Below are 26,531 nucleotides of genomic sequence, written 5' to 3'. Positions count from 1 at the left end.
GACGACGCGCTGCGGCTGGCGGCCGCCGTCCCGACCGTGCTGGCCGCGCTGCACCGGCTGCGCGCCGGACTCGAGCCGCTCGCCCCCCGCGACGACCTCGGCCACGCCGCCGCCTACCTCGCCCTGCTCACCGGCACCGAGCCCGACCCGCGCCAGGCCCGGGCGGTCGAGCGGTACCTCGTGCTGACCGTCGACCACGGCTTCAACGCCTCGACCTTCACCGCCCGCGTGGTCGCCTCGACCGGCGCCGACGTCGCCGCCTGCCTCGTCGCCGCGCTGGGCGCGCTCAGCGGACCGCTGCACGGCGGCGCCCCCAGCCGCGCGCTCGACACCCTGGACGCCATCGGCACCGCCGACCGCATCGACCCGTGGATCCGCGAGCGGGTGCTGCGCGGCGAACGGATCATGGGCTTCGGCCACGCGGTCTACCGCACCGACGACCCGCGCTCGGTGCTGCTGCGCGACACCGTGCGCGACCTCGCTGCCGGCGACGCGGACGCCGAGCGCCTGGTCGAGCTCGCCACCACCGTCGAGCGCCGGGTCGTCGAGATCCTGGCCGAGCTCAAGCCGGGACGCGAGCTGCACACCAACGTCGAGTTCTACGCCGGCGTGCTGATGGCCCTGGCCGGCCTGCCGCGCGAGATGTTCACCCCGACGTTCGCCGTCGCGCGGGTCGTCGGCTGGAGCGCCAACGTGCTGGAGCAGGCTCTCGACCCGAAGATCATCCGGCCCAGCGCCCGCTACGTCGGCCCACCCCCGCCGGCCCCCGTCCCGCTCCCCTGACCTCGATCCGACGCCGGGATCAGCCCTTCACCGCTCCTCCGAGCTCGCCGCTGCGCAGGAAGAGCCGCTGGAACACCAGGAACACCACGACCGGCACCACGGTCGAGATGAGCAGCGCGGCCAGGAAGACGTCGAGCTCGATGATCGGCTCGAGCGTCGGCAGCCGTACCGACAGCGGTTGCTTGGCCGGGTCGGGCAGCACCAGCAGCGGCCACAGGAAGTCCTTCCAGGCCGCCAGCACCGCGAACACCGACACGACGCCGAGCACCGGCTTCGACATCGGCAGCACCACCGACCAGAGCAGGCGCAGCGGCCCGGCTCCGTCGACCTCAGCCGCCTCGAAGACCTCGCGCGGCAGGCTGTCGAAGAACCGCGTCACGAGCACCACGTTGAACGCGCTCGCGCCGGCGGGCAGGCAGACGCCCCACCAGGAGTTGATGAACGAGCGGTGGATCACCGGCACGTCGAGGATCGTCAGGTAGAGCGGCACGAGCAGCACCACGGCCGGCACGAAGAGCGTCACCAGCACCGCGCCGTGCAGCACCCGCGCGTACCGCGGCCGCAGCACCGACAGCACGAAGCCGCCGGTGGTGGCCACCACCATCTGCGTCGCCCACGACCCGGCCGCGATGACGAGCGTGTTGACGAAGTAGTGGTCGAGCCGGACGTCGACCCACGCCGTGCGCAGGTTCGCGAGGTCGATCCCGTTCGGCCACAGGGCCATCGGCTGGCGCAAGGTGTCCTGCGTCGGCGTGACCGCGGCCTTGGCCAGCCACAGCAGCGGCCCGAGCGCCGCGACGACGAGCCCGATCAGCAGCACCGCGTACGCGGCGCGCCGAACCCATCGGGCCAGCGGGTGGCGCACGTCGCGCACCGTGGTGATGCCACGCGCCGTGGCGTCGGTCGGCCGCCGTCGTCCGTGCGCCCGTCGACGTCCGGACGACGGCGGCTCAGGGGCGCCCGGGTCGACCACCGTCGGGTCCGCCCGGCGGCCGGCGTCGAGCCCGACGCTCACGAGTCGCTCCACGAGCGCGTGAGGCGGAAGAACAGCAGCGAGAACAGCGCCAGGAACACCGCGAGCATCAGGCTCAGCGCCGCAGCCGCGCCGTAGTCGCCGCCGAGGCTGTTGCCGAAGGCGTAGTCGTAGATCATCAGCAGCACCGTCGTGGTCGCGTTGTCAGGACCGCCTCGGGTGAACAGGTACGGCTCGAGGAAGACCTGCGCCGTCCCGATGATCTGCAGCACCAGCGTCACGAGCATGACGCCGCGCAGCTGCGGCAGCGTCACGTGCCAGACCTTGCGCCAGAGGCCGGCGCCGTCGACGTCCGCCGCGTCGTACAGCTCGGCCGGCACCGCGACCAGAGCTGCGAGGTAGATGATCACCGTCCCGCCGGCAGCGGCCCACGTCGCCTCCAGCACCAGCGACGGCATCGCCGAGGTGGCGGAGTCCAACCAGGAGAACGGCCCTAGCCCCACCCAGCCGAGCACCGTGTTGAAGACGCCGGTGGGTGAGGAGTCGTAGAAGAACCGCCAGAGCAGCACCGCCACCACCGGCGGGACGACGACCGGCAGGTACGCCAGCACCGTGAACAACCCGCGCGCCCGGCGCAGGTCGCTCATCAGCACCGCCAGCAGCAGCGGCACCGGGTAGCCCATGACGAGGGCCAGCAGCGCGAACCAGGCGGTGTTGCGCACCGCCGTCGGGAGCAAAGGGTCGCCGAGCACCTGGCGCACGTTGTCGAGCCCGACGAACACCGGCTCGGTCACGAGGTTGGTCTGCTGCAGGCTCATCACGACCGCGCGGACGATCGGGTACCAGCTGAAGAGCGCGAACACCACGACCAGCGGAGCCGCGAGCAGCAGGGTGGTGAGCCCGCCGTCGCGGACCCACCGGAGAGGCGTCCTGCGCCGCCGCCCGGCCCGCACGGGGTGCGGGCGGCGGCGCAGGAGCGCTGGGGTGCTCGACATCGGGTCAGGCGCCTACTTCTTCCGCACCAGGGCTTGCGCCGCGGTGTTCGCCTTGGCCAGCACCTGGTCGACGTCGGCGTTCTTGTCGGTCAGCACCTTCTGCACCACGCCGTCGAGCAGGGCGTAGAGCTCCTGGGTGTGCGACGACGGCTCCGGCACGAGCTTCTGCTGGTTGATCCCGTCGGTGAACGTCGACATCTGCGCCAGGGGCACGTTGACGTACGGCTTGATCCACTCGTTGTACTTCGTCAACGTGGCGGCGTCGAAGACCGGCAGCTGCGGCGTGCCGACCGGCTGCTTGCCGTCGCTGAGCGTCTTGGCGTCGGCCTGCGCCGCCGTCTGGTCGGCCAGCTTGCGCATGTAGTAGTAGTCGTTCCAGCGCACCGCGGCGTCGGCCTGCGCCTTGGTCGCCTTGGCGCTGACCGCCACGATCGAACCGCCGCCGAGGATGCCGGCGTCCGGCGAGCTCGACATCGGCAGCAGGGCCAGGCCGTAGTCGTCGGACTTCACGGCGTTCTGCTGCACCAGCGCGTTGTAGACGTCGGAGCCGCTGACGTACATGCCGGCCTTGCCCGCGGCGAAGGTCTGGTTGATGCCGCTCCAGTCGAGCAGCGCGCCGTTGCCGACGGAGTTGTCCTCCCAGCGCATGGCCTTGAGCAGCGTCAGCACCTGCTTCGTGCCGTCGTTGTCGACCGTGGCCGTGACCGTGTCGCCGTCCGCCTGCTCCATCCGGCCGCCGAACGCGTAGGTCAGCGTCGTGAGGTCCCAACCACCGGTGTTGCCCTTGCTCATCAGCACGAAGCCGGGCTGGCCGGTCTTGTCGTGGATCGCCTTGGCGTCGGCGCGCACCTCGTCCCAGGTGGTCGGCGGCTGGTCGGGGTCGAGCCCGGCCTGCTGGAAGAGCGCGCGGTTGTAGTGCAGACCCATGCCGTAGACCTGCGTCGGCAGGCCGTAGATCTTGCCGTCAGGACCCTGCGCCGCAGCGAGCACCGAGGGGTTGAACTGCGCCGCGTACGGCAGCGCCTTCACCTGGGAGGTGAGGTCGGCGATCTGCCCGCGCTCGATCAGGCCCTTGCCGTCGGTGAACGGCACGCGGAAGGACGTCGGCAGCGTGCCTCCCGCGAGCTGGGCCGCGAAGGTCTCGCCTTTCCACTCCCACTCCTTGGGCTGCACCGTGATGTTCGGGTTGTCCTTCATGAAGGCCGCGACCTGGGCCTTGAAGGTGTCGATGGTCGCCTGCTCGCTGCCCGGGCGCCAGCCCTCGACCGAGATGGTGACCTTGCCGTCCTTGCCGTCCTGGGCCTCGGAGTCCTTGCCGACCGAGCTGCCGCAGGCGGCGAGCAGGCTGGCGGCGACGACGGCGAGCGCGCTCGCCGTGGCCGTGGTGCGCGTGCGTGAGGACATCGTCGTCGCTCCTTGGGGTGGTGTGCGGGTACGGGCGTGCGGGTGGGGCGTCGTTCAGGGGACCGGGGCGTCCAGCCAGGCGGTCGTGTCCGCCGGCAGCCGACCTCCCTCCAGCGGGGCGCTGCTGAGCAGCACGCGGTCGTGGGCCGGCAGGTCCACCGGCTCGTCGCGCAGGTTGGTGACGCAGACCAGGTGCGGCCCGCGGCGGAAGGCGAGGACGCCGGCCGGCACCTCGTCGTCCGGCAGCCACTCGAACGGTCCGTCGCCGAGGTCCTCGTGCTCGCGCCGCATCCGCAGCGCGGCGCGGTAGAGCCGCAGCGTCGAGCGCGGGTCGCCCTGCTGGGCCTGCACCGTCAGCGGCCCCCAGGTGGTCGGCTGCGGCAGCCAGGGCGTCGCGGGGCTGCCGGCCGGCGGGCTGCTGAAGCCGTACGGCGGCGCCTGTCCCGACCACGGCAGCGGCACCCGGCAGCCGTCGCGGCCGGGGTCGACGCCGCCGGACCGCTCGTGCATCGGGTCCTGCAGCGCGTCGAGGGGGAGGTCCTCGACCTCGGGCAGCCCCAGCTCGTCGCCCTGGTAGACGTAGACGCTGCCCGGCAGCGCCAGGCTCAGCAGGGCGGCGGCCCGGGCCCGGCGCAGCCCGAGGTCGAGGTCGGTGGGGGTGCCGAACCGCTTGCGGTCGAAGGCGAACGACGTGTCGTCGCGGCCGTACCGCGTGACCGGGCGCGTGACGTCGTGGTTGGCCAGCACCCAGGTGGCCGGCGCGCCGGTCGACCGGTGCAGCGCCGTCGTCGCGGTGATCGAGGCCCGCAGCGCGTCGACGTCCCAGGGGCAGGTGAGGAAGTCGAAGTTGAACGCCGTGTGCAGGACGCCGGGCCCGAGGTAGCGGGCGAACCGGTCGGCGTCCGGCAGCCACAGCTCGCCGACCAGCGCTCGGCCGCCGTACTCGTCGGCGATCCGCCGCCACGACCGGTAGACCTCGACCAGCTCGTCGCGGTCGACGTAGGGGTGCTCGCCCGGGCGCGGGTCGGCCGGGAGGTCGGGCAGCGCGGGGTCCTTGACCAGCAGGGCGGCCGAGTCGATCCGCACGCCGGCGACGTCGCGGTCGAACCAGAACCGCAGCACGTCCTCGAGCTCGGCGCGCACGTCGGGGCAGTCCCAGTTCAGGTCGGGCTGGCCGGGCGCGAACAGGTGCAGGTACCACTCGCCGGGCGTGCCGTCGGCGGACGTCGTCCGCGACCACGCCGGGCCGCCGAACTCCGAGGACCAGTCGTTGGGCGGCTCGGCGCCGTCCGGGCCGCGACCGGGACGGAACCAGAACCGCGCGCGCTCGGCCGAGCCCGGCGCGGCCGCGAGAGCCTGCTGGAACCAGGCGTGCTGGTCCGACACGTGGTTCGGGACGACGTCCACGACCGTGCGCAGCCCGAGCCGGTGGGCGGTCGCGATGACCTCCTCGGCCAGCGCGAGGTCGCCGAACAGCGGGTCGACCGCGCGGTAGTCCGCGACGTCGTAGCCGCCGTCGGCCATCGGCGAGGGGTACCAGGGCGTGAACCAGATGGCGTCGACGCCGAGCTCGCGCAGGTACGGCAGCCGCTCGAGGACGCCGAGCAGGTCGCCCACGCCGTCGCCGTCGCCGTCGGCGAAGCTGCGCGGGTAGAGCTGGTAGATCGCGGCGCTGCGCCACCACTCCAGGTCGGACGACCAGCGGTGGCGGGTGGCGGACGGCACGGCGGCGGGACGCTCCTCGCGCTCGACGGCGTCCTGCACGGCCATCCGCGTCCTCCTCGTCCCTGGTTGATCTGGACGCGGACACTACGCATTCGCGATGGATCAGCGCAAGAACTTGACACACGAAGTTCAGAAACGCGATCACGGCAGCACGGCAGGGCCGGGCGACGCGAGAGAGCGGGGCGGTCAGGCCTGGGGGGCGCGGCCGCTGGAGCGGCGCACGACGAGCTCGGGCTCGAAGAGCAGCTCGTCCGGCTGGGTCTGCTCGCCCGCGACCTGCCGCAGCAGCAGGTCGACCGCCGCGCGGCCCATGGCCTCGATCGGCTGGCGCACCGTGGTCAGCGGCGGCTCGGTGCAGCTCATCAGGGCCGAGTCGTCGTACCCGACCACCGAGACGTCCTCGGGCACGCGCAGCCGCGCCCGGCGCACGGCGCGGATCGCGCCGAGCGCGAGCGGGTCGCTCGCGCACACCAGGCCGGTGACCCCCCGCCCGACCAGCCGGGTCGCCGCGGCCTGGCCGGCCTGCAGCGAGTACTGGCTGCGGACGACGTGGGCGTCGTCCAGCGTGATGCCGGCGTCCTGCGCGACGAGCCGCGCGGTGGCCAGCTTGCGCTCCGAGGGTACGTGGTCCTCGGGGCCAAGCACGAGCCCGATGTCCCCGTGCCCCAACGCGATCAGGTGCCCCATGGCCTGCTCGACGGCACTGGCGTCGTCGCACACCACGCGCGGCACGGGCAGCTCGTCGATGGCGGCGTTCAGCAGGACGGCGGGCAGCCCGCGGTCGAGCAGCCGGGCGTAGTGCGCGTGGTCGGCGTCGCGCTGCGAGTACAGGCCACCGGCGAAGATCACGCCCGCCACGCGCTGCTGCACGAGCAGGTCGACGAAGTCCGACTCCGAGACCCCGCCGGCGGTCTGGATGCAGAGCACCGGCGTCATGCCGTTCTGCGCGAGCGAGGCGCCGAGCACCTCGGCGAACGCCGGGAAGATCGGGTTCTGCAGCTCGGGGATCACCAGGCCGACCAGCCTGGCGCGCTCGCCGCGCAGCTTGGTCGGACGCTCGTAGCCGAGCACGTCGAGGGCGGTCAGGACGCTCTCGCGGGTGGCGTCCGAGACGCCGGGCTTGCCGTTCAGCACACGGCTGACCGTCGCCTCGCTCACCCCGACGCGACGCGCGACCTCTGCAAGCCGTCTCGACACGGGCGCAAGTCTAGGACGACGCCACGCAAGTCAGCGCACGCGACCGCGCGGGCGCAGCGGCGAGGTCGGCAGGTCGGGGGCCGGCAGGGGCGGGCCGTCGAAGCCGACCACCTGCCCGAACTCGGTGCCGCCGTCCAGCCCGGCCATCCAGGTCGAGCGGGCGGTCACGATCTCGTCGTGGGTGCGCGCCACGAAGTTCCACCACATGACGATCTCCTCCTCGAACGGCTCGCCGCCGAGCAGCAGGCACCGGCCGGCGTCCGGGCTGCTGACCTCGAGCTCGTCGCGCCCGTCGCCGAGGTACAGCAGGCGGCCGGGGGTGAGGAACTCGCCGTCGACCTCGACCGTGCCGCTGGTGACGACGACGGCGTGCTCGAAGGCCGGGTCGAGCGGCACCACGGCCGGGCCGCGGACGTCGAGGTCGGCGCCCACCAGCGGCGAGTGCACCTGGGCCGTGCTGGTCGCACCGGCCAGGGTGCCGACGAGCACCGTGGCGCTGACGTCGTCCCCGAGCTCGACCCGGGGCAGGTCGGTGACGTGCTCGAACCGCGGCTCGACGTGGCGCGCGCCGTCGGGCAGGGCGATCCACAGCTGGGCGCCGTGCAGCTGCGGCGGGCGGTCGGCCGGCGACTCCTCGGAGTGCGAGATGCCGCGGCCGGCGGTCATCAGGTTGAGCTGGCCGGGCGTGACCAGCTGCAGGGTGCCGAGGCTGTCGCGGTGCTCGACCGTGCCCTCCAGCAGCCAGCTGACGGTCTGCAGGCCCACGTGCGGGTGCGGCGGCACGCGCATGCCGGGCATCGTGATGACGGCGTCCGGGCCGTAGGTGTCGACGAAGCACCAGGCGCCGACCATGCGGCGGTCGCGGTGCGGCAGCGTGCGGTTGACCAGGTTGGTCTTCGAGATCGGGACGTCGCGCCCCTCGACGACCTCGTGCACCGGTCCGCCCGGCGCGTCGGCGACCGACACGGTTTCCGCCGGGTGCGCCTCACGGTTGCTCACGCAACCACCCTACGGCCGCCCCCGCCGTCCAGCCCCTCCCGCGACCCGTCCGGGCACGTTCCCAAGAAATCGCCGCGGAACCGGTCTCGAAAGGGCGATCTCCCAAGAAGGTGCCCCGAACGGGCGGGGGAACGGGCGCAGCGCCGCACCCCGCCCCCGGGGTACGGCGCTGCACGTCTCGGACGACGCCCGCCACCGTGGGCGGGCGACGCGGTCAGCTGCGCTGCTGCGGGATGCCGGCGAGCAGCTGACGGACCTCGTCCTCGGGGTAGCGACGGTGGCCGCCGAGGGTGCGGATCGAGGTCAGCTTGCCGGCCTTCGCCCAGCGCGTGACGGTCTTCGGGTCGACGCGGAACAGTGCCGCGACCTCGGCCGGCGTCAGCAGCGACTGCGCGTCGGGGGTCTTGGTGGCCATCGCAACTCCTTCAACGTCCGCACCCAGGCGATGCGGTTCCTCCCGCAATCATCCTCCCTGCACCCCGTGAAGGGAACAATCCGGACGGATCATTGTGGACCGCCCACCTTGACTAGTCATTCGGCCCCGATCACCACGGAGGGTGACTAGTCGCTAGGACGAACGCGCCAGGAGCTGCACCCTGCGCCACCGGGTGGTCCACCGACGGTAAGCAGCCGCCGCCGAGGTCGCGTCACCCTCCGCGAGCGCCGCCAGGCCCTCGCAGACGTCGGACGCCGAGTCGTCGTCCGCCAGGTGCGCCTCGCCCAGCAGGTCGGCGAGACCCGCGTAGTCGAGCTCGACCCGGCTGCGGGGGTCGAACTCCTCCAGCCAGCGGCCGACGTCCTCGATCTCCTCGACCAGGTCGAGCACCCCGAGCGCCTCGCGGGCGGTGCGCAGCGCCACGGCGGCCCGACGGCGCGCGGCCGACATCGCCGTCCGGTAGGTCAGCGAGCGCCCGTCGCCGAGCACGAGCCGGCGCTCGTCGGCCGCGAAGGGCACGAACCACGCGACCGGCACGTGCCAGGCGACCGTGCGCGAGAACAGCCGCCCCTCGCCGCCGGCCACCAGGTGCGCCGCCAGGTCGGCCGCCGCCTGCTCGCGCAGCACCGGGGGCACGGCCTCGCCCGGCAGCTCGTCGTGCTCGAGGTCGGGGCTGCCGAGCTTCTGCCAGACCGCCAGCCGGGGCTGCTGCGGGCAGACGAAGAGCTCGCCGTCGTCCTCGAGCAGCAGCGCGTCGTGGCTCTCGGTGGGCGGCACGGGCACCGGCGGACGGCCGGCCAGCCGCCGCACGGTGTCGTGGAACAGCCCGGCCTCGACCTCGGCGCGGGTCGGCGGGTCCTCGGCGTAGCGGGTCCATCGCGACCGCGCCTCGGCCGGCAGGTGCTGCACGGGCTCGTAGACGCGCAGGTGCGCCTGGTACGGCGGGCGACGGGTCACGGTGGGCACACCCCCAGGGTGTCACCCCGCGCCGGTTCTAGGCTGAGGCGCACCGGGGTCGACGACGCCCCCGGACGGCGGCGCCGGCCTCACGAGGGCCGCGGCCACGAGCCCGAGGAGTCACGACCGTGACCAGCACCACCACCCACCGGCGCAGCGAGGACGGCACCGACGTCTTCGGCGGCGACCACGAGCAGGTCGTCTTCTGCCACGACCCCGAGTCCGGGCTCCGCGCGATCGTCGCGCTGCACAGCACGGCGCTCGGTCCGGGCCTGGGCGGCACGCGCTTCTACCCGTACGCCAGCACGCAGGAGGCCGTCGCCGACGTCCTGCACCTGTCGCGCGGCATGACGTACAAGAACGCGGTCGCGGGTCTCGACCACGGCGGCGGCAAGGCCGTCATCATCGGGGACCCGTTGCGCGACAAGACTCCTGAGCTGCTGAAGGCGTACGGGCGGTTCGTGCAGAGCCTGGGCGGGCGCTACGTCACGGCGTGCGACGTCGGCACGTTCGTCGCCGACATGGACGTGGTCGCCACCACCTGCGACTTCGTCACCGGCCGCAGCGAGGCGCTCGGCGGCGCGGGCGACTCCTCGGTGCTGACCTCGCTCGGCGTGTTCCAGGGCATGCGCGCCGCGGCCGCCCACCGCTGGGGCGCGCCGACGCTCGACGGACGGCGGGTCGGCATCGCAGGGGTCGGCAAGGTCGGCCACCTGCTCGCCGACCTGCTGCTCGAGGACGGCGCGGACGTCGTCGTCACCGACGTGTCGGCCGGCGCGGTCGACCGCGTGCGCCAGGAGCACCCCGAGGTGGCGGTGGTCGGCTCGACCGACGAGCTGGTCGACGCCGAGCTCGACGTCTACGCACCCTGCGCCCTCGGCGGCGCCCTCACCCCGGACGTCGTCGCCCGGCTGCGCGCGACCGTGGTCTGCGGCGCGGCGAACAACCAGCTGGCCGAGCCCGAGGTGGCCGACCTGCTCGTGGCCCGCGGCATCACCTACGCGCCGGACTACCTGGTGAACTCCGGCGGCGTGATCCAGGTGGCCGACGAGCTGCACGGGTTCTCGTTCGAGCGCGCCCGCGAGCGCACGCTGCGGATCTTCGACGCGACGACGTCCGTGCTGGAGGAGGCGGCTCGCGAGCAGGTGGCGCCCTCGGTGGCGGCCGACCGGCTCGCCGAGCGGCGGATCGCCGCGGTGCCGGCCGACCAGCGGATGCTGCTGCCGCACCCGGCCACCGGGCGGCGCTGAGCGCCTGCGCGCCTCGGCGCGTGCTCCGGTCGGGTGGTGCCCGCCCGGCCGGAGCACGGCGGGTCGCCGGAACCCGATCTGACGATGTACCGTTGGGCCCACGACGAGATCACACGAATCCGGGGCCGCTCCAGCCGCCCCGGTCGACGCATGAGGGGGTCGACGCTATGGGTCGCGGCCGCGCCAAGGCCAAGCAGACCAAGGTCGCCCGGGAGCTGAAGTACTACAGCCCTGACACCGACTTGACTGCCCTCCAGCGAGAGCTCCACGGCGGTACGCCGGCGTGGGCCGATCCCGTCGCCAAGGAGACCGACTCCTCCGACGAGGACGACGACTACCAGAGCTGGGCGTCCGGCGACCGCTGAGCGGTCCCGACCTGCCCGGCCGGCTCACACCGGCTGGGTGCCGACCATCCGGACGGCCCCGCCGTCCACGCCCTTGGCTCCCTGCGTGACGTCGCCGTCCTGACGCGTGCCGTCGGCCTGCCGCACGGTGCCCAGCACCCACGCGGGCAGGCCGCGCGCCTGCAGCCGGGCCACGGCGGCGTCCGCGCTGCTCGCGCTGACCACGGCGATCATGCCGACGCCGAGGTTCAGCGTGCGCTCGAGGTCGTCGAGCGGCACCTGCCCGAGCCGGCGCACGAGGCCGAAGACGGGGGCGGGCGTCCAGCTCGAGCGCTCGACCACGGCCTCCAGCCCCCGCGGCAGCACGCGCGCGAGGTTGGCGCCGAGCCCACCGCCGGTGACGTGGCTGACGGCGTGGGTCTCGATGCCGTCGTCGCGGCCGCCGCGCACGAGGTCGAGCACGTCCTGGGCGTAGACCCGGGTCGGCTCGAGCAGCTCCTCGCCGACGGTGCGGCCCAGCTCGTCGACGTGCCGCTCGAGCTCCCAGCCGCTGACCTCGAGCACCCGGCGCACCAGCGAGTACCCGTTGGAGTGCAGCCCGGACGACGCCATGCCCACCAGCACGTCGCCGTCGCGCACCCGGTCGGGCCCAAGGACGTCGTCCGCCTCGACCACTCCGGTCACCGCGCCGGCGACGTCGTACTCCCCGGGCGCGAGCAGGCCCGGGTGCTCGGCGGTCTCGCCGCCGGCCAGGGCGCACCCCGCCGCGACGCACGCCTCGGCGATGCCCCGGACGACGGCCGCGATCCGCTCGGGCACCACCGCGCCGCAGGCGATGTAGTCGGTCATGAACAGCGGCTCGGCCCCGGCGACGACGATGTCGTCGACGACCATGCCGACCAGGTCGAAGCCGATGGTGTGGTGGACGTCGAGCCGCTGGGCGATCTGCACCTTGGTGCCGACGCCGTCGGTGCTGGTGGCGAGCAGCGGCCGCTTGTAGGCCTTGAGCGCGCTGACGTCGAACAGCCCGGCGAACCCGCCCAGACCGCCGACGACCTCCGGACGCCGGGTCTTGGCGACCCACGCCTTCATCAGCTCGACGGCGCGGTCGCCGGCCTCGACGTCGACCCCGGCCCCCGCGTACGTGACGGGCTGGACGTCGCCCACGGACCGGTCCACGGAACCGCTCACGGGCGCGAGAGGGCGTCGGGCGCGCCGCCGGACAGGCCGGTGGGCACGCCGTCCGCGTCGCGCGAGCCGCGGCCGAGCTCGAGACCGGGCAGCGTCTCCAGCACGTTCTTGCCCAGCTGGTCGGCGTCCGGCAGGGCCACGGGGTACTCGCCGGTGAAGCAGGCCCGGCACAGCCGGTCCTTGGGCTGGTTGGTGGCGGCGATCATGCCGTCCTCGCTGATGTAGCCGAGGCTGTCGGCACCGATGCTGGCGCGCACCTCCTCGACGCCCAGGCCGGTGGCGATCAGCTCGGCCCGGCTGGCGAAGTCGATGCCGTAGAAGCAGGGCCAGCTCACCGGCGGGCTCGAGATGCGCACGTGCACCTCGGCGGCCCCGGCCTCGCGCAGCATGCGGACCTGCGCGCGCTGGGTGTTGCCGCGCACGATCGAGTCGTCGACGACGACCAGGCGCTTGCCGCGGATGACCTCGGTGAGCGGGTTGAGCTTGAGCCGGATGCCGAGCTGGCGGATCGTCTGGCTCGGCTGGATGAAGGTGCGCCCGACGTAGGAGTTCTTCACGAAGCCCTGGCCGAACGGGATGCCGCTGGCCTCGGCGTAGCCGATCGCGGCGGGCGTGCCCGACTCCGGGACGCCGATCACGAGGTCGGCCTCGGCCGGGTGCTCGGCCGCGAGCCGTCGTCCCATCTCGACCCGCGCCTCGTGCACGACCCGGCCGCTGATCGTCGTGTCGGGGCGCGCGAGGTAGACGAACTCGAAGACGCAGCCCTTGGGCTCGGGCTCGGCGAAGTGGCTGGAGCGCAGGCCGTCGGCGTCGATGACGACGAGCTCGCCCGGCTCGATCTCGCGGATGAAGCTGGCGCCGATGGTGGCCAGGGCCGGCGTCTCGCTGGCGACCACCCAGCCGCGCTCGAGCCGGCCGAGCACCAGCGGGCGGATGCCGTGCCGGTCGCGCGCCGCGTACAGGGTGCTCTCGTCCATGAAGACCAGGCTGAACGCGCCGCGCAGCTCGGGCAGGATCTCGAGCGCGGTGGCCTCGAGGCTGTGGTCGGGGTCGCCGGCCAGCAGGGCGGTGACCAGCGCGGTGTCGGTGGTGTTGCCGCGACCGAGCTCGCCGGCGGCCTGGGTGCCGTACCGCTGCTGGACGACGCGTCGCAGCTCGGCCGAGTTGGTGAGGTTGCCGTTGTGCGCCAGGGCGACGGTGCCGCCCGCGGTGTTGCCGAGCGTGGGCTGGGCGTTCTCCCACACGCTGCCGCCGGTGGTCGAGTAGCGCGTGTGCCCGATGGCCAGGTGGCCCGGCAGGCTCGCGAGGGCGGTCTCGTCGAAGACCTGGCTGACCAGCCCCATGTCCTTGTAGACCAGCAGGCGGTGGCCGTCGCTGGTCGCGATGCCGGCGCTCTCCTGGCCGCGGTGCTGCAGCGCGTACAGCCCGTAGAAGGTCAGCTTGGCGACCTCTTCGCCCGGGGCCCAGATGCCCATGACACCGCAGGCGTCCTGGGGGGACTTCTCGCCGGGGAGCAGGTCGTGGGTCAGCAGCCCGTCGCCTCGTGCCACCCCACGAGTGTTGCACAGCGAGCGGTCAGCGACGGCCCCGGTCGAGGACGACGGCCACGACCCCGCCGGCCAGCGCGCCCAGCAGGCCGAGCCCGATCGCCAGGTAGCCGACCAGCGGGCCGCGGCCCGTGCCGGGCTCGGTCGGCCCGGCCAGTCCCGCGACCACCGCGACCAGCACGCCCAGCACCGCGCCTGTGCCGAGGAACACCGGGTAGCGCGGCGCGCGGCGTACCCGCAGCTCGCGGGGTCGCTGCTGCTCGTCGCTCCCGGACGTCGGCTCGCTCACGCCGTCGACGGTATCCGGGCGCCCGCGGTCGCACCGGACGGACCCTCCCGCCGGAGCGTTCCCCGTCCTGGCACGTCGTGCCCCAGCGGGGAACTCTCCGGAGAGCGAGCCCGACCCGCGCGGTCGCTCAGCCGGCGAAGGTCGCCTCGAGCGTGATCGGCACGGCCTTCAGGGCCGCGCTGACCGGGCAGTTCTCCTTGGCGTCCTGCGCGGCCTGCTCGAACTGCTCGGCCGTGATGCCCGGGACGTCGCCGCGCACCGTGAGCGCGATGCCGGTGATGCCGGTGCCGGGCTGGAAGGTCACCTCGGCGGTGGTGTCGACCGACGTCGGCGGCGTGCCCGCCTGGGCCAGCCCGTGCGAGAGCGCCATCGAGAAGCAGGTCGAGTGCGCGGCGGCGATGAGCTCCTCGGGGCTCGTGCGCCCGTTCGCCGCCTCGGCCCGCGAGGGCCACGTCACGGCGTAGGTGCCGATGCCGGAGGACTGCAGGGTCACCTCGCCGGACCCCTCCATGAGGGACCCCTCCCAGTGGGCGGCGGCGGTGCGGGTCGTGGCCATCTGACGCTCCTTCGTCGGGGAGCTCCGAACCTACAACCGCGACTCGCCGGCCGCCGCCCCGTCCAACCGCTGCGCCAGCCACACCGGCAGCACCGACGCCAGCACCAGCACCACCGCGACCACGTTGACCACCGGCGCCTGGTTGGGCCGGAACAGGTTGTTGAAGATCCAGATCGGCAGGGTCGGCGAGCCCGGACCGGCGGTGAACGTCGTCACCACGATCTCGTCGAAGCTCAGCGCGAAGGCCAGCAGGCCCCCGGCCACGAGGGCCGACCGGAGCACCGGGAACGTCACCAGCCGGAAGGTCGTCCACGGCCGCGCCCCGAGGTCGGCCGACGCGATCTCGAGCGACCCGCTGCTGCGGCGCAGCCGGGCCGTCACGTTGTTGAAGACCACGACGATGCAGAACGTCGCGTGGCCGACGATGATCGTGAAGAGCCCGGCGCCGATGCCGAAGACCGGCCCCAGCACGTTCTGGATCACCGACTGCAGCGCGATGCCGGTGACGATGCCGGGCAGCGCGATCGGCAGGACGACGAGCAGCGAGATCGCCTGCCGTCCGAAGAACGAGTACCGCGTCAGGGCGAGCGCCAGCAACGTGCCCAGCACCAGCGCGAGCGCGGTCGCCCCCAAGCCGGCCTCGACCGACGTCCGGAGCGCGTCGCGCGGACCCTGGGCGTGCAGCGCGAGGTCCCACCAGCGCAGCGTGAAGCCGGGCGGCGGCCAGCCGAAGGTGCGGTCGCTGTTGAACGAGTTGAGCGCCACGACGGCCAGGGGCGCGTAGACGAAGACCAGCACCACCAGCCCGAACACCCACAGGCCGGCGCGGGCGCGCGAGGTCAGGCGCACGACGTCCCCCTCACAGGTTGTCCAAGGCGCCGGTGCGCCGGACGGCGAGCAGGTAGGCGACCATGATCACGACCGAGGCGGTGCCGAGGGCAGCCGCGAACGGCAGGTCGAGCGTGATGTTCTGCAGGACGGCGGTGCCGAGCACCTGCACCTTGCCGCCGACGATCTGCACCGCGATGTAGTCGCCCAGGCTGAGCGAGAAGGTGAAGACGGTGCCGGCCGCGATCGAGGGCAGCAGCGCCGGCAGCACCACCCGGCGGAAGGTCACGAGGTTGCCCGCCCCGAGGTCGGCCGACGCCTGGAGGTGCGAGTCCGGCAGCCGCTCGAGACCGGCGTACACCGGCAGCACCATGTACGGCAGCCACAGGTAGGTCAGCGTCAGCACCACCGCGACGAGCCCGTAGCCCGGCGTGCCGCCGAAGGTCGAGTCGAGGACGCCGTCCGGGCCGAGCACCGCGCGCCAGGCGTACGCCTTGACCAGGTAGCTCGCCCACAGCGGCACGAGCACCAGCGCCACCAGCAGCCGCCGGGCGCGCGGTGGCGCGACCTTGGCCATGAAGAACGCGAACGGCACCGCCAGCAGCATGCAGAGCACCGTGACGCAGACCGCGATGAGCAGCGTGCGACCGATGATCTTCAGGTACACCGGGTCGGTGACCAGGCCCTGCAGGTTCTCGAGCGTGAAGGTGCGCACGACCTGGTTGGTGAACGGGTCTGTCGTCCAGACCGCGGTGGCGAAGATCGCCGCCAGGGCGCCGAGGTAGGCGACGACGAGCCACAGCATCGGCGGGGCCAGCAGCCCGGCCAGCGTCAGCCGTCGTCGCACGTCGTCACCTCCTCGGCGCACCAGCAGTGATCAGTCAGATGCCAGGAACCGCAGCGGTTCTCAGCTGTTGCGGACGTCGGTCCAGGCCTTGGTCCACTCGGCGTAGTCGGTGCACTTGACGTCGGTGCGCCCGTCGAGGCACTGCGGGATCGGCGTCGTCCAGTAGTAGACCTTGGAGAAGTAGTCCTCGTCGGCCGCGTGGAAGACGTCGCAGTGCTCGGGCGAGGAGGTCTCGTCGCACGACTTACGGTTGGCCGGCGCCTCGCCGAAGTACTCGGCCACCTCGGCGTTCACCTTCGGGGAGACGATGTGGTCGATGAACTTGTAGCCGCAGGCCTTGTGCTGCGACTTGGCGCCCACCATCCAGGTGTCCGACCAGCCGGTCGCGCCCTCCTTCGGCAGCACCACGTCGACCGGGGCCTTCTCGCCCTGCGCGACGTTGGCGATGACCTGCCAGGTGGTGCCGACGACGCTCGAGCCCGCCTTGAACGCCTGCACCTCCTTCAGGTAGTCCGACCAGTACTCGCTCACGTTGGCCTTCTGCGCCTTCAGCAGGTCGACGGCTGCGGCCAGCTGCTTGCTGTCGAGCGCGTACGGGTCCTTGATGCCGAGGTCGGGCTTGGTCGACATGAGGTACAGCGCGGCGTCGGCGATGTAGATCGGTGAGTCGTAGGCCGTCACCGCACCCTTGTAGGCCGAGCTGCCGTCGAAGACCACCGACCACGAGTCGGGCGCCGGATTCACCTTGTCGGTGCGGTACATCAGCAGGTTGGCACCGCGGCCGTGCGGGATGCCGTAGGCGACGCCCTTCACCGAGTTCCACGGCTTGTTCTTCAGCGAGTCGAAGATGTCCGGGTAGTTGGTGATGAGCGAGGTGTTCATCGGCTCGACGTCGCCGGCGGCGATGAGGCGCAGCGTCGCGTCGCCGGACGCCGACACGACGTCGTACTGCCCGGTGCGCATGAGCTGCACCGCCTCGTCGCTGGTGCCGAACGTCTTCACGTTGACGTTGCAGCCGGACGACTTCTCGAAGTCGCTGACCCAGTCGACGGTCTTGTCGTTGCTGCCGTCCTCGACGTAGCCCGGCCAGGCGAGGACGTTGACCTCGCCCTCCGGGTCGCCGAGGGCCTTCAGGGCCGAGAGCTTGGGCGGGGTGAAGCCGCCCTGCGCGGCGTCGGCCTTGCTGCCGCCGCTGTCGTTGCCGCACGCGGCGAGCGCGAGCGCGGCGACCGCCCCCGCGGCCACCACGGCCAGGGTGTTCCTACGCATGGGCTGCTCCTTCGTCCGTCGGTACGTCCATCACGTGCTCGTCGCGCCAGACGAGGGTCACGGGATCACCGCGCCGCACCGCCTGGTCGAGGTCAGAACCGTTCTGCTGCAGCACGACCAGGGATCCACCGGCGTCCAGGTCGGTGACGACGCGGCTGACCGGCCCGGCGTACACGACCTCGCGGACGACGGCGGACGTCGACCGCTCGCCGTCGCGCGCTGCCGCACCGCGCGGCACGACCCGCAGCTTCTCGGGACGGATGCCGAACGTTCCCGGCCGGCCCACCACGTGGGTCGCGGTCTCGCCCTGCAGCAAGTTCGACGTCCCGACGAAGCCGGCGACGAAGGCCGTCGCGGGCTGCTCGTAGACGTCGGCCGCCGCGCCGACCTGCTCGACCCGGCCGGCGTTGAAGACGGCGATCCGGTCCGAGAGCGTCAGCGCCTCCTCCTGGTCGTGCGTGACGAACAAGAAGGTGATGCCCACCTCGCGCTGGATCGCCTTGAGCTCGACCTGCATCTGCTCGCGCAGCTTGAGGTCGAGGGCGCCGAGCGGCTCGTCGAGCAGCAGCACGCGCGGCCGGTTCACCAGCGCGCGGGCCAGGGCGACCCGCTGGCGCTGCCCGCCCGACAGCTGGCCGGGGCGCCGTGACGCGAGGTGCGGCAGCCGCACCTGCTCCAGGGCCTCCCCGGCCCGCCGCCGCCGCTCGGCCGCGGGCACCTTCTTGACCCGCAGGCCGTACTCGACGTTCTGCTGCACGCTCAGGTGCGGGAAGAGCGCGTAGTCCTGGAAGACGGTGTTGACGTCGCGGTCGTAGGCCGGCGTGCGCGTCGTGTCGACGCCGGCCAGCTCGACGGTGCCGGCCGTCGGCTCCTCGAAGCCCGCGATGATCCGCAGCACCGTCGTCTTGCCCGACCCGCTGGGACCGAGCATGGAGAAGAACTCGCCGTCGGCGACGTCGAGGTCGAGGTCGTCGACGGCGACCACGGGCGGGTGGCCGGCGAACTCCTTGCGCACGCCGCGCAGCCGCACCGCCGGGGCTTCAGGGCTGGACACGGGCCAGAACCTATGACTTCATAGGTCAACGCGCAAGAGGCTGGCCGGGACGGAGGGGTGGCGTGGTCGCGAACGGCGCACGGCGGTCCGGCCCGCGCTTGTCCGGTGGCGCGCGAGCCGCGGTGTTCTCGCCGCTCGAGCCCACCGGCCGCGCCGAGGCCGTCACCCGCCGGCTGTCCGACGCCATCGCGCTCGGCCTGCTGCCGGACGACGAGCAGCTGCCGAGCGAGACCGACCTGGCCGAGCGCCTGGGCGTCTCGACCGTGACCGTGCGCGAGGCGCTGACCTCGTTGCGGGAGCAGGGACTGGTGCGCACCCGGCGTGGACGCGGCGGGGGCTCGTTCGTGTGCGCGCCGGACGACGCGGCGACCTCGGTGCTGCGCGCGCGGCTGCGCCGGTTCGGGCTCGGCGAGCTGCGCGACCTGGCCGACCACTACGCCGCGATCAGCGGCGCCTGCGCCCGGCTGGCGGCCGAGCGCGCCGACGAGAACGACCTCGCCCGGCTGGCCGCCGGCACCGAGCGGCTGGAAGCCGCGGCCGACGCCGGCGCCCGGCGTCGGGCCGAGGGCCAGTACCACCTCGAGCTCGCCGCGGCCGCTCAGTCGCCGCGGCTGACCCGCGAGGAGATCGCCCTGCAGAGCGCGGTCGGCCCGGTGCTGTGGCTGCCCTACTCGGACGACGGCGCGGTGGCCGACGCCTGCCGCGAGCACCGCCGGCTGCACGAGGCGGTGGCGGCGGGCGACGGCGCAGCGGCCCGGGCGGCGGCGGAGACGCACGTGGCGCAGATGTTCACCGCGGTGCGCGCGCTGCACGCGCAGGTCGGCCGGTCGTGACGGTCCTGCCCCACGCAGCCCGCCGGCGAGGGATGATGGTCGCGTGAGCGCCTCGGCCGACCTGACGACCTCGGGCGCGGACGTCGTCCGCGCCGTCGACGACGTCGGGGACCGCGTGCACGGGCTGCTCGACGGGCTGAGAACCGCTGTGGCAGAGGCGTTCTCGGGCGGTGTGGCGCCGACCCGCGAGGGCCTCTCGATCGAGGACCTCGCCGCCGCCGCGCTGCGCCTGCCCGACCTGCCCCTCGTCGGCGCGGGCTACGTGGCCGCGCCCGGCGCGCTCTCCGACGTCCCGTATTGGCTCGAGTGGTGGACGACGGACCGCGACGTCCCGGCCCCGACCGTCGAACGGCTGCAGGTGCAGACCGACCCGCGCGCTGACGACTTCCGCGACTACACCGCGCTCGCCTGGTTCGCCGGGCCGCGCGACGACGGCATGGCCCACCTCACGGGCCCGTACGTCGACTACCTGTGCACCGACGAGTACACGCTGACCTTCACCCAGCCGGTGCTGGTCGACGACCGCTTCGTCGGCGTCGTCGGTGCCGACCTGCACGTGCGCGGCCTCGAGGCCAGCGTGCTGCCGACCATGGAGCGGCTGACCACGCCGTCGACCCTGGTCAGCGCCACCGGGCGGGTCGTGACGTCGTCCGGGACGGGCTGGGTGACCGGCGACCTGGTGCGCGAGCTGCCGTCCGCGGACGGCGAGCTGCTGCGGTGCACGGCCGTGCCGCTGGCGCTGCTGCTGCCGCGTCAGCGCTGATCGAGCAGCGGCAGCAGGGCCGAGAGGTCGGCGCGCTCGCCGCTGGCCCGCACCTGCGCTGCCGCAACGGCTTCAGCCCAGGTAGTGGTGCCGGTCGCGAGCGCCAGCCAGGTGGCGGCGTCCGTCTCGACGACGTTGGGCGGCGTGCCGCGGGTGTGCCGCGGGCCCTCGAGGCACTGGGTGACCCCGAACGGCGGTACGCGCACCTCGACGGTGTGGCCGGGGGCCTGCTCGGCGAGCTCCTCGAGCGTGAAGCGCACCGCGGTGGCGAGCGTCGGGCGGTCGGCCGCGGTCGGGTCGGCGGACCACCGGACGACGGCCTGCCGGCCCTGCGCCGGGTCGACGCGACGACGGGTGGCCATGACCCGATGCTCGCACCCACCACCGACGTCGCGAGGATGGACCCATGACGGCGCGCTTCGACGAGGTCACCGCGGTGACCCGCACCGGTGACGGCACCTACTCGGCCGAGGTCGACCCGCAGTGGTCGATCGCCGGGCGCACCAACGGCGGCTACGCGCTGGCCCTGCTGGCGCGCGCGGCGCTGGCCGAGGTGGCGTCGGTGCGGGCCGCAGCCGGGCAGGGCGCGCTGCCGCACCCGCTGGCGGCGACCGCGTCGTACCTGTCGCCGGTGCCGTTCGGGCCGGTGGCACTGGAGGTCGCGGTGCTGCGCAACGGCCGCACGCAGGTGGCGACGCGGGTGCGCCTCACGAGCCCGGACGGCGAGCTGCGGGCCGAGGGGCTCGTGACCGTCGCCGCGCTCGGGGCCGACGTCGAGCCGGTGCACGACGGGGTGGCGGGGGTCTCGCTGCCGCCGCTGGAGGAGTGCGTGCGGCTGCCGGTGCAGGGTCCGGGCTTCGAGGTGCCGCTGATGGGCGTCGTGGCCGAGCACGTCGACCCGGCCTGCCTCGGGTGGGCCACCGGGTCGCCGTCCGGCGAGGGCGAGCTGCGCGGCTACCTGGCGTTCGACGACGGGCGCCCGCCGGACCCGTTGGCGCTGCTGCTGGCGGTCGACGCCCTGCCGCCGGCGACCTTCGACGTCGGGCTCGGCGGGTGGGTGCCGACGCTGCAGCTCAGCGCCTGGGTGCGGGCGGTGCCGTCGTCCGGGCCGCTCGTGGTGCGGCAGCGGGCGCGGCTCGTCGAAGGCGGCACGGTCGACGAGACCTGCGACGTCAGGGACTCCCGCGGTCGCCTCGTCGCCACCGGCCACCAGCTCGCCGGCATCCGCCTCCCCCGCCCCTGACCCCACCTCCTTAAGAAGCCGGCCCCATCCGAGCGCGATGAGCCCGTGTGCTTGAGCAGGTGCGCAGCGGGCCGCTCGCGGGACGGGTCGCGTCCAGGATGTGGATACCTCGGCGGCGGTGGGAACAGGCTCGCGACGATCGTCATTGCGCAGAGGAGAGCGCGTGAGAGCGATCTCACGCTCGCCTGCGCTCGCACCCCCTCCCCTCGCTGCCGAAGGAATGCCGTGACCACCGCCTGCCCGCCCGACATCGCCACCGACCACCGCGCCGAGCGCGCGGCGCTCGGCGTGCCCGTCGGCCTGGTGGTGCTGCTCGGCTCGCTGCAGGGCCTCGGCCCGCTATCTCTCGACACGTACCTGCCCGCGCTGCCCGACATCGCGCGCGACCTGGGCGCGTCGACGTCCGCCACGCAGCTCACGCTGACCGCGACGCTGGTCGGCCTGGCGTCCGGCCAGCTGGTCTTCGGTCCGCTCAGCGACCGGCTCGGACGTCGTCGCCCGCTGGTCGCGGGTCTGGCGCTCTACGTCGTGGCATGCGTGATGTGCGCGGTCGCCCCGACGGTCGAGCTGCTGGTGGCCGGGCGGTTCGTGCAGGGCTTCGCCGGCGCGGCCGGGATGGTCAGCGCCATGGCGATCGCGCGCGACAGCACCAGCGGCACCGCGATGGCTCGGCTCTTCGCCGCGCTCATGCTCGTGACCGGCGTCGCGCCCGTGCTCGCGCCCGTGCTCGGCGGCCAGCTGCTGCTCGTCACCTCGTGGCGCGGGATCTTCGCGCTGCTCGCGATCACCGGCGCGGTGCTGCTGGCCGTCGCGGCCCTGCGGGTGCCCGAGACGCTGCCGGTCGAGCGGCGCCGCGGCGGGTCGGTGCTCGACACGCTGCGGGTGTTCCGCGAGCTGCTGCGCGACCGCGGCTTCACCGGTCCGCTGCTCGCCCTCGTGCTCTCGTGCATGGGGCTGTTCGGCTACCTGGCCGGCTCGCCGTTCCTGCTGCAGGACGTGCACGGCCTCTCGCCGCAGGCCTACAGCGCGGTGTTCGCCGTCAACACCGTCGGGCTCACCGCGCTCAGCCAGCTCAGCGGTCGGGTCGTGCACCGCGTCGGACCGGCCCGGCTGCTGCTCGCCGGTACCGCGATCTGCGCGCTCGGCGGGCTCGGGCTGGTCGCCGCCACGGTGACGGACGCCGGCCTGGTGGCCGTGCTGCCGTCGCTGTTCGGCGTCGTCGGCGGGATGGGCCTGGTGTTCCCCAACGCCAGCGCCCTCGCCCTGGCCGCTCACGGCGACACCGCGGGCTCGGCGTCCGCGCTGCTCGGCACCGGGCAGTTCCTGGCCGGCGCGGTGGCGGCGCCGCTGGTGGGGCTGGGTCCGGACGCTTCGCTCACCATGGCGCTCGTGCTGGCCGCCGCCACCACGGCCTCGGTGGTGGCGGCGCTGGTCAGCACCCGTCGTCCGGCTCTCGTCCTGGCCTAGGGTCGGCGGCGTGGCCCTCGACCGTCCGACGCTGTTCCTGACCGTCGGGCTGCCGGGGGCGGGCAAGACGACGCGGGCGGAAGAGCTGGCGCGCGAGCACTCGGTGCTGCGGTTGACTCCGGACGACTGGATGGCACCGCTGTTCGGCGAGAGCGACGCGGGCGGACGTCGGGACGTGCTCGAAGGCCGGATGATCTGGACGGCGCACGAGGTGCTGGTCAGCGGCGCGTCGGTGGTGCTCGACTTCGGCTGCTGGTCGCCCGAGGAGCGCTACGCGATCCGGGCGATCACCGAAGGGGCGGGCGCTCGGTTCCGGCTCGAGCACCTCGTGGTCGACGAGGCGGTGCGGCGGGCGCGGTGCGACCAGCGCTGGCTGGAAGCGCCAGAGACGACGTTCGAGATGACGGCGGCCGACCACGACCGTTTCGCCGAGCAGTGCCAGCCGCCGACGGCGGTCGAGCTGTCGGGCGCGCCGCTCCCGGTGCCCCCGGAGGGTTTCGCGAGCTGGCCGGCGTGGGCGAGCTCGCGCTGGCCGACGCTGCCGCTGCTTCCCGGCTGAAACCGGCTGAAGCCGTTGCGGCGCTAGGCGTCGCTCGGGCTGGGCTGGAGCTCCTGCGCGAGCATGACAATGATGCCGCTCGGGCCGCGCACGTAGGTGAGCTTGTACACGTCCTCGTACGTCGCGACGCCGCGCAGCGGGTGGCATCCGTGCTTCGCCGCGATCGCCAGCGAGGCGTCCAGGTCGTCGACCGAGAAGGCGACCCGGTGCATGCCGATCTCGTTCGGCAGCGTGGGTTCGGTCTCGATCCCGTCCGGGTGGATGTACTCGAAGAGCTCGAGCCGCCCGTTGCCGTCGGGCGTCTGCAGCATGGCGATCTTGGCGTGGTTGCCGTCGAGGCCGACGGCGGTGTCGGTCCACTCCCCGCTCACCTCGTCCCGGCCGAGGACGGTGAGCCCGAGGTCGGTGAAGAAGGCGATGGTCGCCTCCAGGTCGCGGACGGCGATGGCGACGTTCTCGAGCTTGATGGGCATGCGCCGCACGCTACCCAAGCAGCGGTCGAGCCCGGCGCCGATGAGTCTGGCCGTGATCGGCGGTCTGCCCTGGTAGATCCCCGACCCGAGGAGCCCTCGCATGACTGCGACCTACACCTTCGACGTCTTCTCCAGCCTCGACGGCTTCGGCAGCGCTGGCGGCGACTGGACCGGCTACTGGGGCAAGCAGGGCCCAGAGCTGCTCGACCACCGTCTCGCGCTCTACAGCGAGCCGCAGCGACTCGTGCTGGGCGCCAACACCTTCCGGCTGTTCTCCGCGATGTTCGCCGACACCCGCGACAACCCGGACGTCGAGGACCCGTGGGGCCTGCGTCTGCACGAGCTGCCCACGACGGTGATCTCGTCGACCCTGTCCGAGCCGCTGGACTGGCCGGACGCCACCCTGGAAAGGGGCGACGCTCTCGACGTCGTGGCTCGCCTCAAGGCGGAGTCCGACGTCCCGCTGCGCTCGCACGGCAGCCTGGCGATGAACCGCGCGCTGATGCGGGCAGGACTTGTCGACCGCGTGCAGGTGACGCTGTTCCCCGTCATCACGGGTGAGAACGGCGCCGACCCGGTGTTCGGCGGGGCGGCCGACTTCGACCTCGAGCTGCTCGAGCAGCGCACGCTCGACGGCCACATCCAGGAGCTCGTCTACCGCCCCACCCTGCACTGAGGTCCCGCGTCAGCGCTGCGGCTCGGTGACCGGCTCCTCGGTGGAGATCAACGAGGGCGGCCCGGTCGCGAGCCCCTCCTCGGCGTCCGGCGCGGACGCCCGGGCGTCGGCGAGGACGTCGGGCGGCACGTGGATCTCGAGGAAGCGTCGAGCCATGCGCACGGACGGGTGGATGCCGATGGTCGCCACGACGATGATGCCGGCGATGACCAGCCACCCGGCGGCGCCCCAGCTCATCGCGAGGAAGGTGTACAGCGCGGGAGCCCAGACGCGGCCGAGGGTGGCGCTCAGCTCCTGGGCGCCCTGGTAGGAGCCGCGCTGGCGCGGGTCCATGAGCTCGGCCTCGAAGGTCCAGCTGGCGGCCGAGAGGTACAGCTCGGCGCCGGTCACGGTGACGTGGCCCAACCAGACGAGGGCGATCGTGACCCAGCCGACGGTGTCGTGGGTGGCCAGCGTGATGACGCAGGAGATGACGAAGAACGTCGACGAGATACGGATGGCGCGCAGCGCGGTCGACATGTCCTTGACGCCGCGAGCGGTCGCCATCGGCAAGAAGATGCACATCACGGTGTTGGTGCCGAACAGGAACGCGAGCAGGACGCGCGGGGCGTCGGTCTCCTGCACCAGCCACAGCGGGATGACGATGTTGAGCAGCACCTGGTTGGTCCAGAACACGCCGCCGAAGAACGTCGTCAGCAGCCAGCCGAGGTTGCGCAGCGGGCCGGGCCCGGGGATGCGCACCTTGCGCTCCTCGGCGGTGCGCTCGTCGTGCGCGGCCTTGGGCAAGCGGGTGATAGCGGTGGCGTTGACCAGGAAGGCGACCGCGGTGAACCAGGGCAGGGCGTGCAGGACGTCGTTGGAGTGGAACGCGAGGGCGATGCCGCCCATCAGCGAGCCCATGGTGAAACCGACGTTGAGCGCCGAGTACATGTAGGCGCGCGACTTCACCCGCTCGTCCGGCGGCAGCGCGTCGATCGTGTAGGCGCCGTAGGCCGCACCGCCGAGGGCGCCGATGACCTCCATCGTCACGGCCATGGTCACGTAGCCGCTGAAGTTGGTGATGAACGGCCACACGCAGAACATCGCGCCCTGGCCGGCCGCGCTCACGGCCCACATCTTCTTCGGGCCGAAGCGGTCGACGAGCTTGCCCATCGGCAGCGCGGCGACGAACGCGCCCACGCCGGCGAGGGTCAGGCCGAGGCCGACCTGGGCCGCCGTCAGGCCGACGATCTGGGTGAAGAACACCGCCGACCCGGTCATGAAGGTGCCCTCGCCGAGGGCGAAGAGCAGGGACTGCGCAGCGAGCCGTCCCGCCAGGGGTGACGGGGGCTTGGCGTGGGTCAGCAGCGACGACATCCCGACAATTCTCCCAGGTCGCGCGAGCGGTTGTCGCACCGTTTTCGGCCGTACCGTGGGGCGGGTGGACGTCCCTCGGCTCACGCACGTCCGGCTGAACGTCAGCGACCTGACGGCGGCTCTCACCTGGTACGTGTGGCTGCTCGGACTGCCAGCGGCCGGGCACTGGCCGCCGGACGCACCGACCTACGCGCACTTCACGCTCGGACCCGCCCAGCTCGCGCTCGGACGCTACGACCCAGTGCCGGCCGCTGGCGCGCGGTTCAACCTCGAGGTGGACGACGTCGACGCGTGGTGGGAGCGACTGCGCTCGGACGTCGACGTGCTCGAGCCGCTGTTCGACACCCCGTACGGCACTCGCAAGTTCACGATCCGCGATCCCGACGGCAACGAGCTCGGCTTCACACAGTCCTGACCTTTAGTGATCATGCGATCCAGCCCGACAAACGTCCGCTCATGCCGAGGACAGCGTGCTGTCTCGGGCGGGGGTCGAGACCAGAGAAGTGGGGTAGGACGT

29 protein-coding genes are annotated in these 26,531 nt (G+C 73.1%); 10 read left to right on the top strand and 19 right to left on the bottom strand.

The features are described from left to right. A partial coding sequence (locus ACYVJ4_RS12320; RefSeq protein ID WP_460460423.1) for a citrate/2-methylcitrate synthase occupies positions 1–783 on the top strand: 783 nt, incomplete at its 5' end. A gap of 19 nt (positions 784–802) precedes the next feature. On the opposite strand, the gene ACYVJ4_RS12315 is transcribed toward ACYVJ4_RS12320, so the two are convergent. The 8 genes from ACYVJ4_RS12315 to ACYVJ4_RS12280 form a co-directional block, all read right to left on the bottom strand. Then, positions 803–1,798: a carbohydrate ABC transporter permease gene (locus ACYVJ4_RS12315; protein WP_460460422.1), complete on the bottom strand. Its 996-nt coding sequence runs from the start codon at positions 1,796–1,798 to the stop codon at positions 803–805. Beyond that, positions 1,795–2,751 carry a carbohydrate ABC transporter permease gene (locus tag ACYVJ4_RS12310; RefSeq protein ID WP_460460421.1) on the bottom strand — a complete coding sequence of 319 codons (957 nt, stop codon included), beginning with the start codon at positions 2,749–2,751 and terminating at the stop codon, positions 1,795–1,797. Before ACYVJ4_RS12310 ends, ACYVJ4_RS12315 begins: the two co-directional genes overlap by 4 nt. A 12-nt stretch (positions 2,752–2,763) precedes the next feature. Beyond that, positions 2,764–4,155, bottom strand: a complete 1,392-nt coding sequence (locus ACYVJ4_RS12305) for an ABC transporter substrate-binding protein (protein ID WP_460460420.1) — start codon at positions 4,153–4,155, stop codon at positions 2,764–2,766. Positions 4,156–4,209: 54 nt separating this feature from the next. Continuing rightward, entirely contained in the window at positions 4,210–5,925 is a 1,716-nt protein-coding gene (locus tag ACYVJ4_RS12300) for a glycoside hydrolase family 13 protein (protein ID WP_460460419.1), read from the bottom strand. 141 nt (positions 5,926–6,066) lie between these two features. After that, positions 6,067–7,077 carry a LacI family DNA-binding transcriptional regulator gene (locus ACYVJ4_RS12295; RefSeq protein WP_460460418.1) on the bottom strand — a complete coding sequence of 337 codons (1,011 nt, stop codon included), beginning with the start codon at positions 7,075–7,077 and terminating at the stop codon, positions 6,067–6,069. Between the two features lie 30 nt (positions 7,078–7,107). Next, positions 7,108–8,076, bottom strand: a complete 969-nt coding sequence (locus ACYVJ4_RS12290) for a pirin family protein (protein WP_460460417.1) — start codon at positions 8,074–8,076, stop codon at positions 7,108–7,110. Positions 8,077–8,290: 214 nt separating this feature from the next. Then, positions 8,291–8,491: a BldC family transcriptional regulator gene (locus tag ACYVJ4_RS12285; RefSeq protein ID WP_460460416.1), complete on the bottom strand. Its 201-nt coding sequence runs from the start codon at positions 8,489–8,491 to the stop codon at positions 8,291–8,293. Positions 8,492–8,644: 153 nt separating this feature from the next. Further along, on the bottom strand, positions 8,645–9,478 hold the full coding sequence (locus ACYVJ4_RS12280; protein WP_460460415.1) for a hypothetical protein: 834 nt from the start codon (positions 9,476–9,478) through the stop codon (positions 8,645–8,647). A gap of 119 nt (positions 9,479–9,597) precedes the next feature. On the opposite strand from ACYVJ4_RS12280, the gene ACYVJ4_RS12275 reads away from it, so the two are divergent. Continuing rightward, positions 9,598–10,719, top strand: a complete 1,122-nt coding sequence (locus tag ACYVJ4_RS12275; protein ID WP_460460414.1) for a Glu/Leu/Phe/Val dehydrogenase dimerization domain-containing protein — start codon at positions 9,598–9,600, stop codon at positions 10,717–10,719. A gap of 167 nt (positions 10,720–10,886) precedes the next feature. Next, a complete protein-coding gene (locus ACYVJ4_RS12270; protein WP_460460413.1) occupies positions 10,887–11,084 on the top strand; it encodes a DUF3073 domain-containing protein in 198 nt (65 codons plus the stop codon). A 24-nt stretch (positions 11,085–11,108) separates the two neighbouring features. Here ACYVJ4_RS12270 and purM read toward each other — a convergent pair whose 3' ends face one another. The 8 genes from purM to ACYVJ4_RS12230 form a co-directional block, all read right to left on the bottom strand. Next, positions 11,109–12,254: a phosphoribosylformylglycinamidine cyclo-ligase gene (purM, locus tag ACYVJ4_RS12265; RefSeq protein ID WP_460460412.1), complete on the bottom strand. Its 1,146-nt coding sequence runs from the start codon at positions 12,252–12,254 to the stop codon at positions 11,109–11,111. Beyond that, positions 12,251–13,804, bottom strand: coding sequence for an amidophosphoribosyltransferase (gene purF, locus ACYVJ4_RS12260; RefSeq protein ID WP_460460411.1), 1,554 nt, complete (start codon positions 13,802–13,804; stop codon positions 12,251–12,253). Before purF ends, purM begins: the two co-directional genes overlap by 4 nt. A gap of 25 nt (positions 13,805–13,829) precedes the next feature. Beyond that, on the bottom strand, positions 13,830–14,090 hold the full coding sequence (locus tag ACYVJ4_RS12255) for a hypothetical protein (RefSeq protein ID WP_460460410.1): 261 nt from the start codon (positions 14,088–14,090) through the stop codon (positions 13,830–13,832). 127 nt (positions 14,091–14,217) lie between these two features. Continuing rightward, on the bottom strand, positions 14,218–14,646 hold the full coding sequence (locus ACYVJ4_RS12250) for an OsmC family protein (RefSeq protein WP_460460409.1): 429 nt from the start codon (positions 14,644–14,646) through the stop codon (positions 14,218–14,220). Positions 14,647–14,676: 30 nt separating this feature from the next. Further along, entirely contained in the window at positions 14,677–15,495 is an 819-nt protein-coding gene (locus ACYVJ4_RS12245; RefSeq protein ID WP_460460408.1) for an ABC transporter permease, read from the bottom strand. Between the two features lie 10 nt (positions 15,496–15,505). Beyond that, positions 15,506–16,279 (bottom strand): ABC transporter permease, encoded by a 774-nt coding sequence (locus tag ACYVJ4_RS12240; RefSeq protein ID WP_460460424.1) that lies wholly within the window; start codon positions 16,277–16,279, stop codon positions 15,506–15,508. A gap of 102 nt (positions 16,280–16,381) precedes the next feature. After that, positions 16,382–17,590: an ABC transporter substrate-binding protein gene (locus ACYVJ4_RS12235; protein WP_460460407.1), complete on the bottom strand. Its 1,209-nt coding sequence runs from the start codon at positions 17,588–17,590 to the stop codon at positions 16,382–16,384. Beyond that, positions 17,583–18,644 (bottom strand): ABC transporter ATP-binding protein, encoded by a 1,062-nt coding sequence (locus ACYVJ4_RS12230; RefSeq protein WP_460460406.1) that lies wholly within the window; start codon positions 18,642–18,644, stop codon positions 17,583–17,585. Before ACYVJ4_RS12230 ends, ACYVJ4_RS12235 begins: the two co-directional genes overlap by 8 nt. A gap of 62 nt (positions 18,645–18,706) precedes the next feature. Here ACYVJ4_RS12230 and ACYVJ4_RS12225 point away from each other — a divergent pair, with 62 nt between their 5' ends. Then, positions 18,707–19,477, top strand: a complete 771-nt coding sequence (locus ACYVJ4_RS12225) for a FadR/GntR family transcriptional regulator (RefSeq protein ID WP_460460405.1) — start codon at positions 18,707–18,709, stop codon at positions 19,475–19,477. Positions 19,478–19,520: 43 nt separating this feature from the next. Next, entirely contained in the window at positions 19,521–20,240 is a 720-nt protein-coding gene (locus tag ACYVJ4_RS12220; RefSeq protein ID WP_460460404.1) for a cache domain-containing protein, read from the top strand. Here the strand turns inward: ACYVJ4_RS12220 and ACYVJ4_RS12215 are convergent. Continuing rightward, positions 20,231–20,602, bottom strand: a complete 372-nt coding sequence (locus ACYVJ4_RS12215) for a sterol carrier family protein (protein WP_460460403.1) — start codon at positions 20,600–20,602, stop codon at positions 20,231–20,233. The two genes, ACYVJ4_RS12220 and ACYVJ4_RS12215, sit on opposite strands and share 10 nt — an antisense overlap. A 44-nt stretch (positions 20,603–20,646) precedes the next feature. Between ACYVJ4_RS12215 and ACYVJ4_RS12210 the strand changes: the two genes are divergently transcribed. From ACYVJ4_RS12210 to ACYVJ4_RS12200, 3 genes are all read left to right on the top strand, one after another. After that, positions 20,647–21,483, top strand: coding sequence for a thioesterase family protein (locus tag ACYVJ4_RS12210; protein ID WP_460460402.1), 837 nt, complete (start codon positions 20,647–20,649; stop codon positions 21,481–21,483). Between the two features lie 225 nt (positions 21,484–21,708). Beyond that, the gene (locus ACYVJ4_RS12205) at positions 21,709–22,950 is read left to right on the top strand and encodes a multidrug effflux MFS transporter (protein WP_460460401.1); all 1,242 of its coding nucleotides are present in this window, start codon (positions 21,709–21,711) and stop codon (positions 22,948–22,950) included. 10 nt (positions 22,951–22,960) lie between these two features. Beyond that, the gene (locus ACYVJ4_RS12200; protein ID WP_460460400.1) at positions 22,961–23,509 is read left to right on the top strand and encodes an AAA family ATPase; all 549 of its coding nucleotides are present in this window, start codon (positions 22,961–22,963) and stop codon (positions 23,507–23,509) included. A 23-nt stretch (positions 23,510–23,532) separates the two neighbouring features. Here the strand turns inward: ACYVJ4_RS12200 and ACYVJ4_RS12195 are convergent, their stop codons facing one another. Further along, a complete protein-coding gene (locus tag ACYVJ4_RS12195; RefSeq protein ID WP_460460399.1) occupies positions 23,533–23,982 on the bottom strand; it encodes a VOC family protein in 450 nt (149 codons plus the stop codon). Between the two features lie 100 nt (positions 23,983–24,082). Here ACYVJ4_RS12195 and ACYVJ4_RS12190 point away from each other — a divergent pair, with 100 nt between their 5' ends. Further along, complete coding sequence (locus ACYVJ4_RS12190) at positions 24,083–24,658, top strand: dihydrofolate reductase family protein (protein ID WP_460460398.1); 576 nt, start codon at positions 24,083–24,085, stop codon at positions 24,656–24,658. Between the two features lie 9 nt (positions 24,659–24,667). On the opposite strand, the gene ACYVJ4_RS12185 is transcribed toward ACYVJ4_RS12190, so the two are convergent. Further along, the gene (locus tag ACYVJ4_RS12185; protein WP_460460397.1) at positions 24,668–26,014 is read right to left on the bottom strand and encodes an MFS transporter; all 1,347 of its coding nucleotides are present in this window, start codon (positions 26,012–26,014) and stop codon (positions 24,668–24,670) included. Between the two features lie 64 nt (positions 26,015–26,078). On the opposite strand from ACYVJ4_RS12185, the gene ACYVJ4_RS12180 reads away from it, so the two are divergent. Then, positions 26,079–26,429 (top strand): VOC family protein, encoded by a 351-nt coding sequence (locus tag ACYVJ4_RS12180; RefSeq protein ID WP_460460396.1) that lies wholly within the window; start codon positions 26,079–26,081, stop codon positions 26,427–26,429. The last annotated feature ends 102 nt before the right edge of the window (positions 26,430–26,531 follow it).

The organism is Angustibacter peucedani (assembly GCF_054779595.1).
Note: the sequence above shows the minus strand (reverse complement) of the source record. Positions and strands in the feature narration are given on the sequence as shown.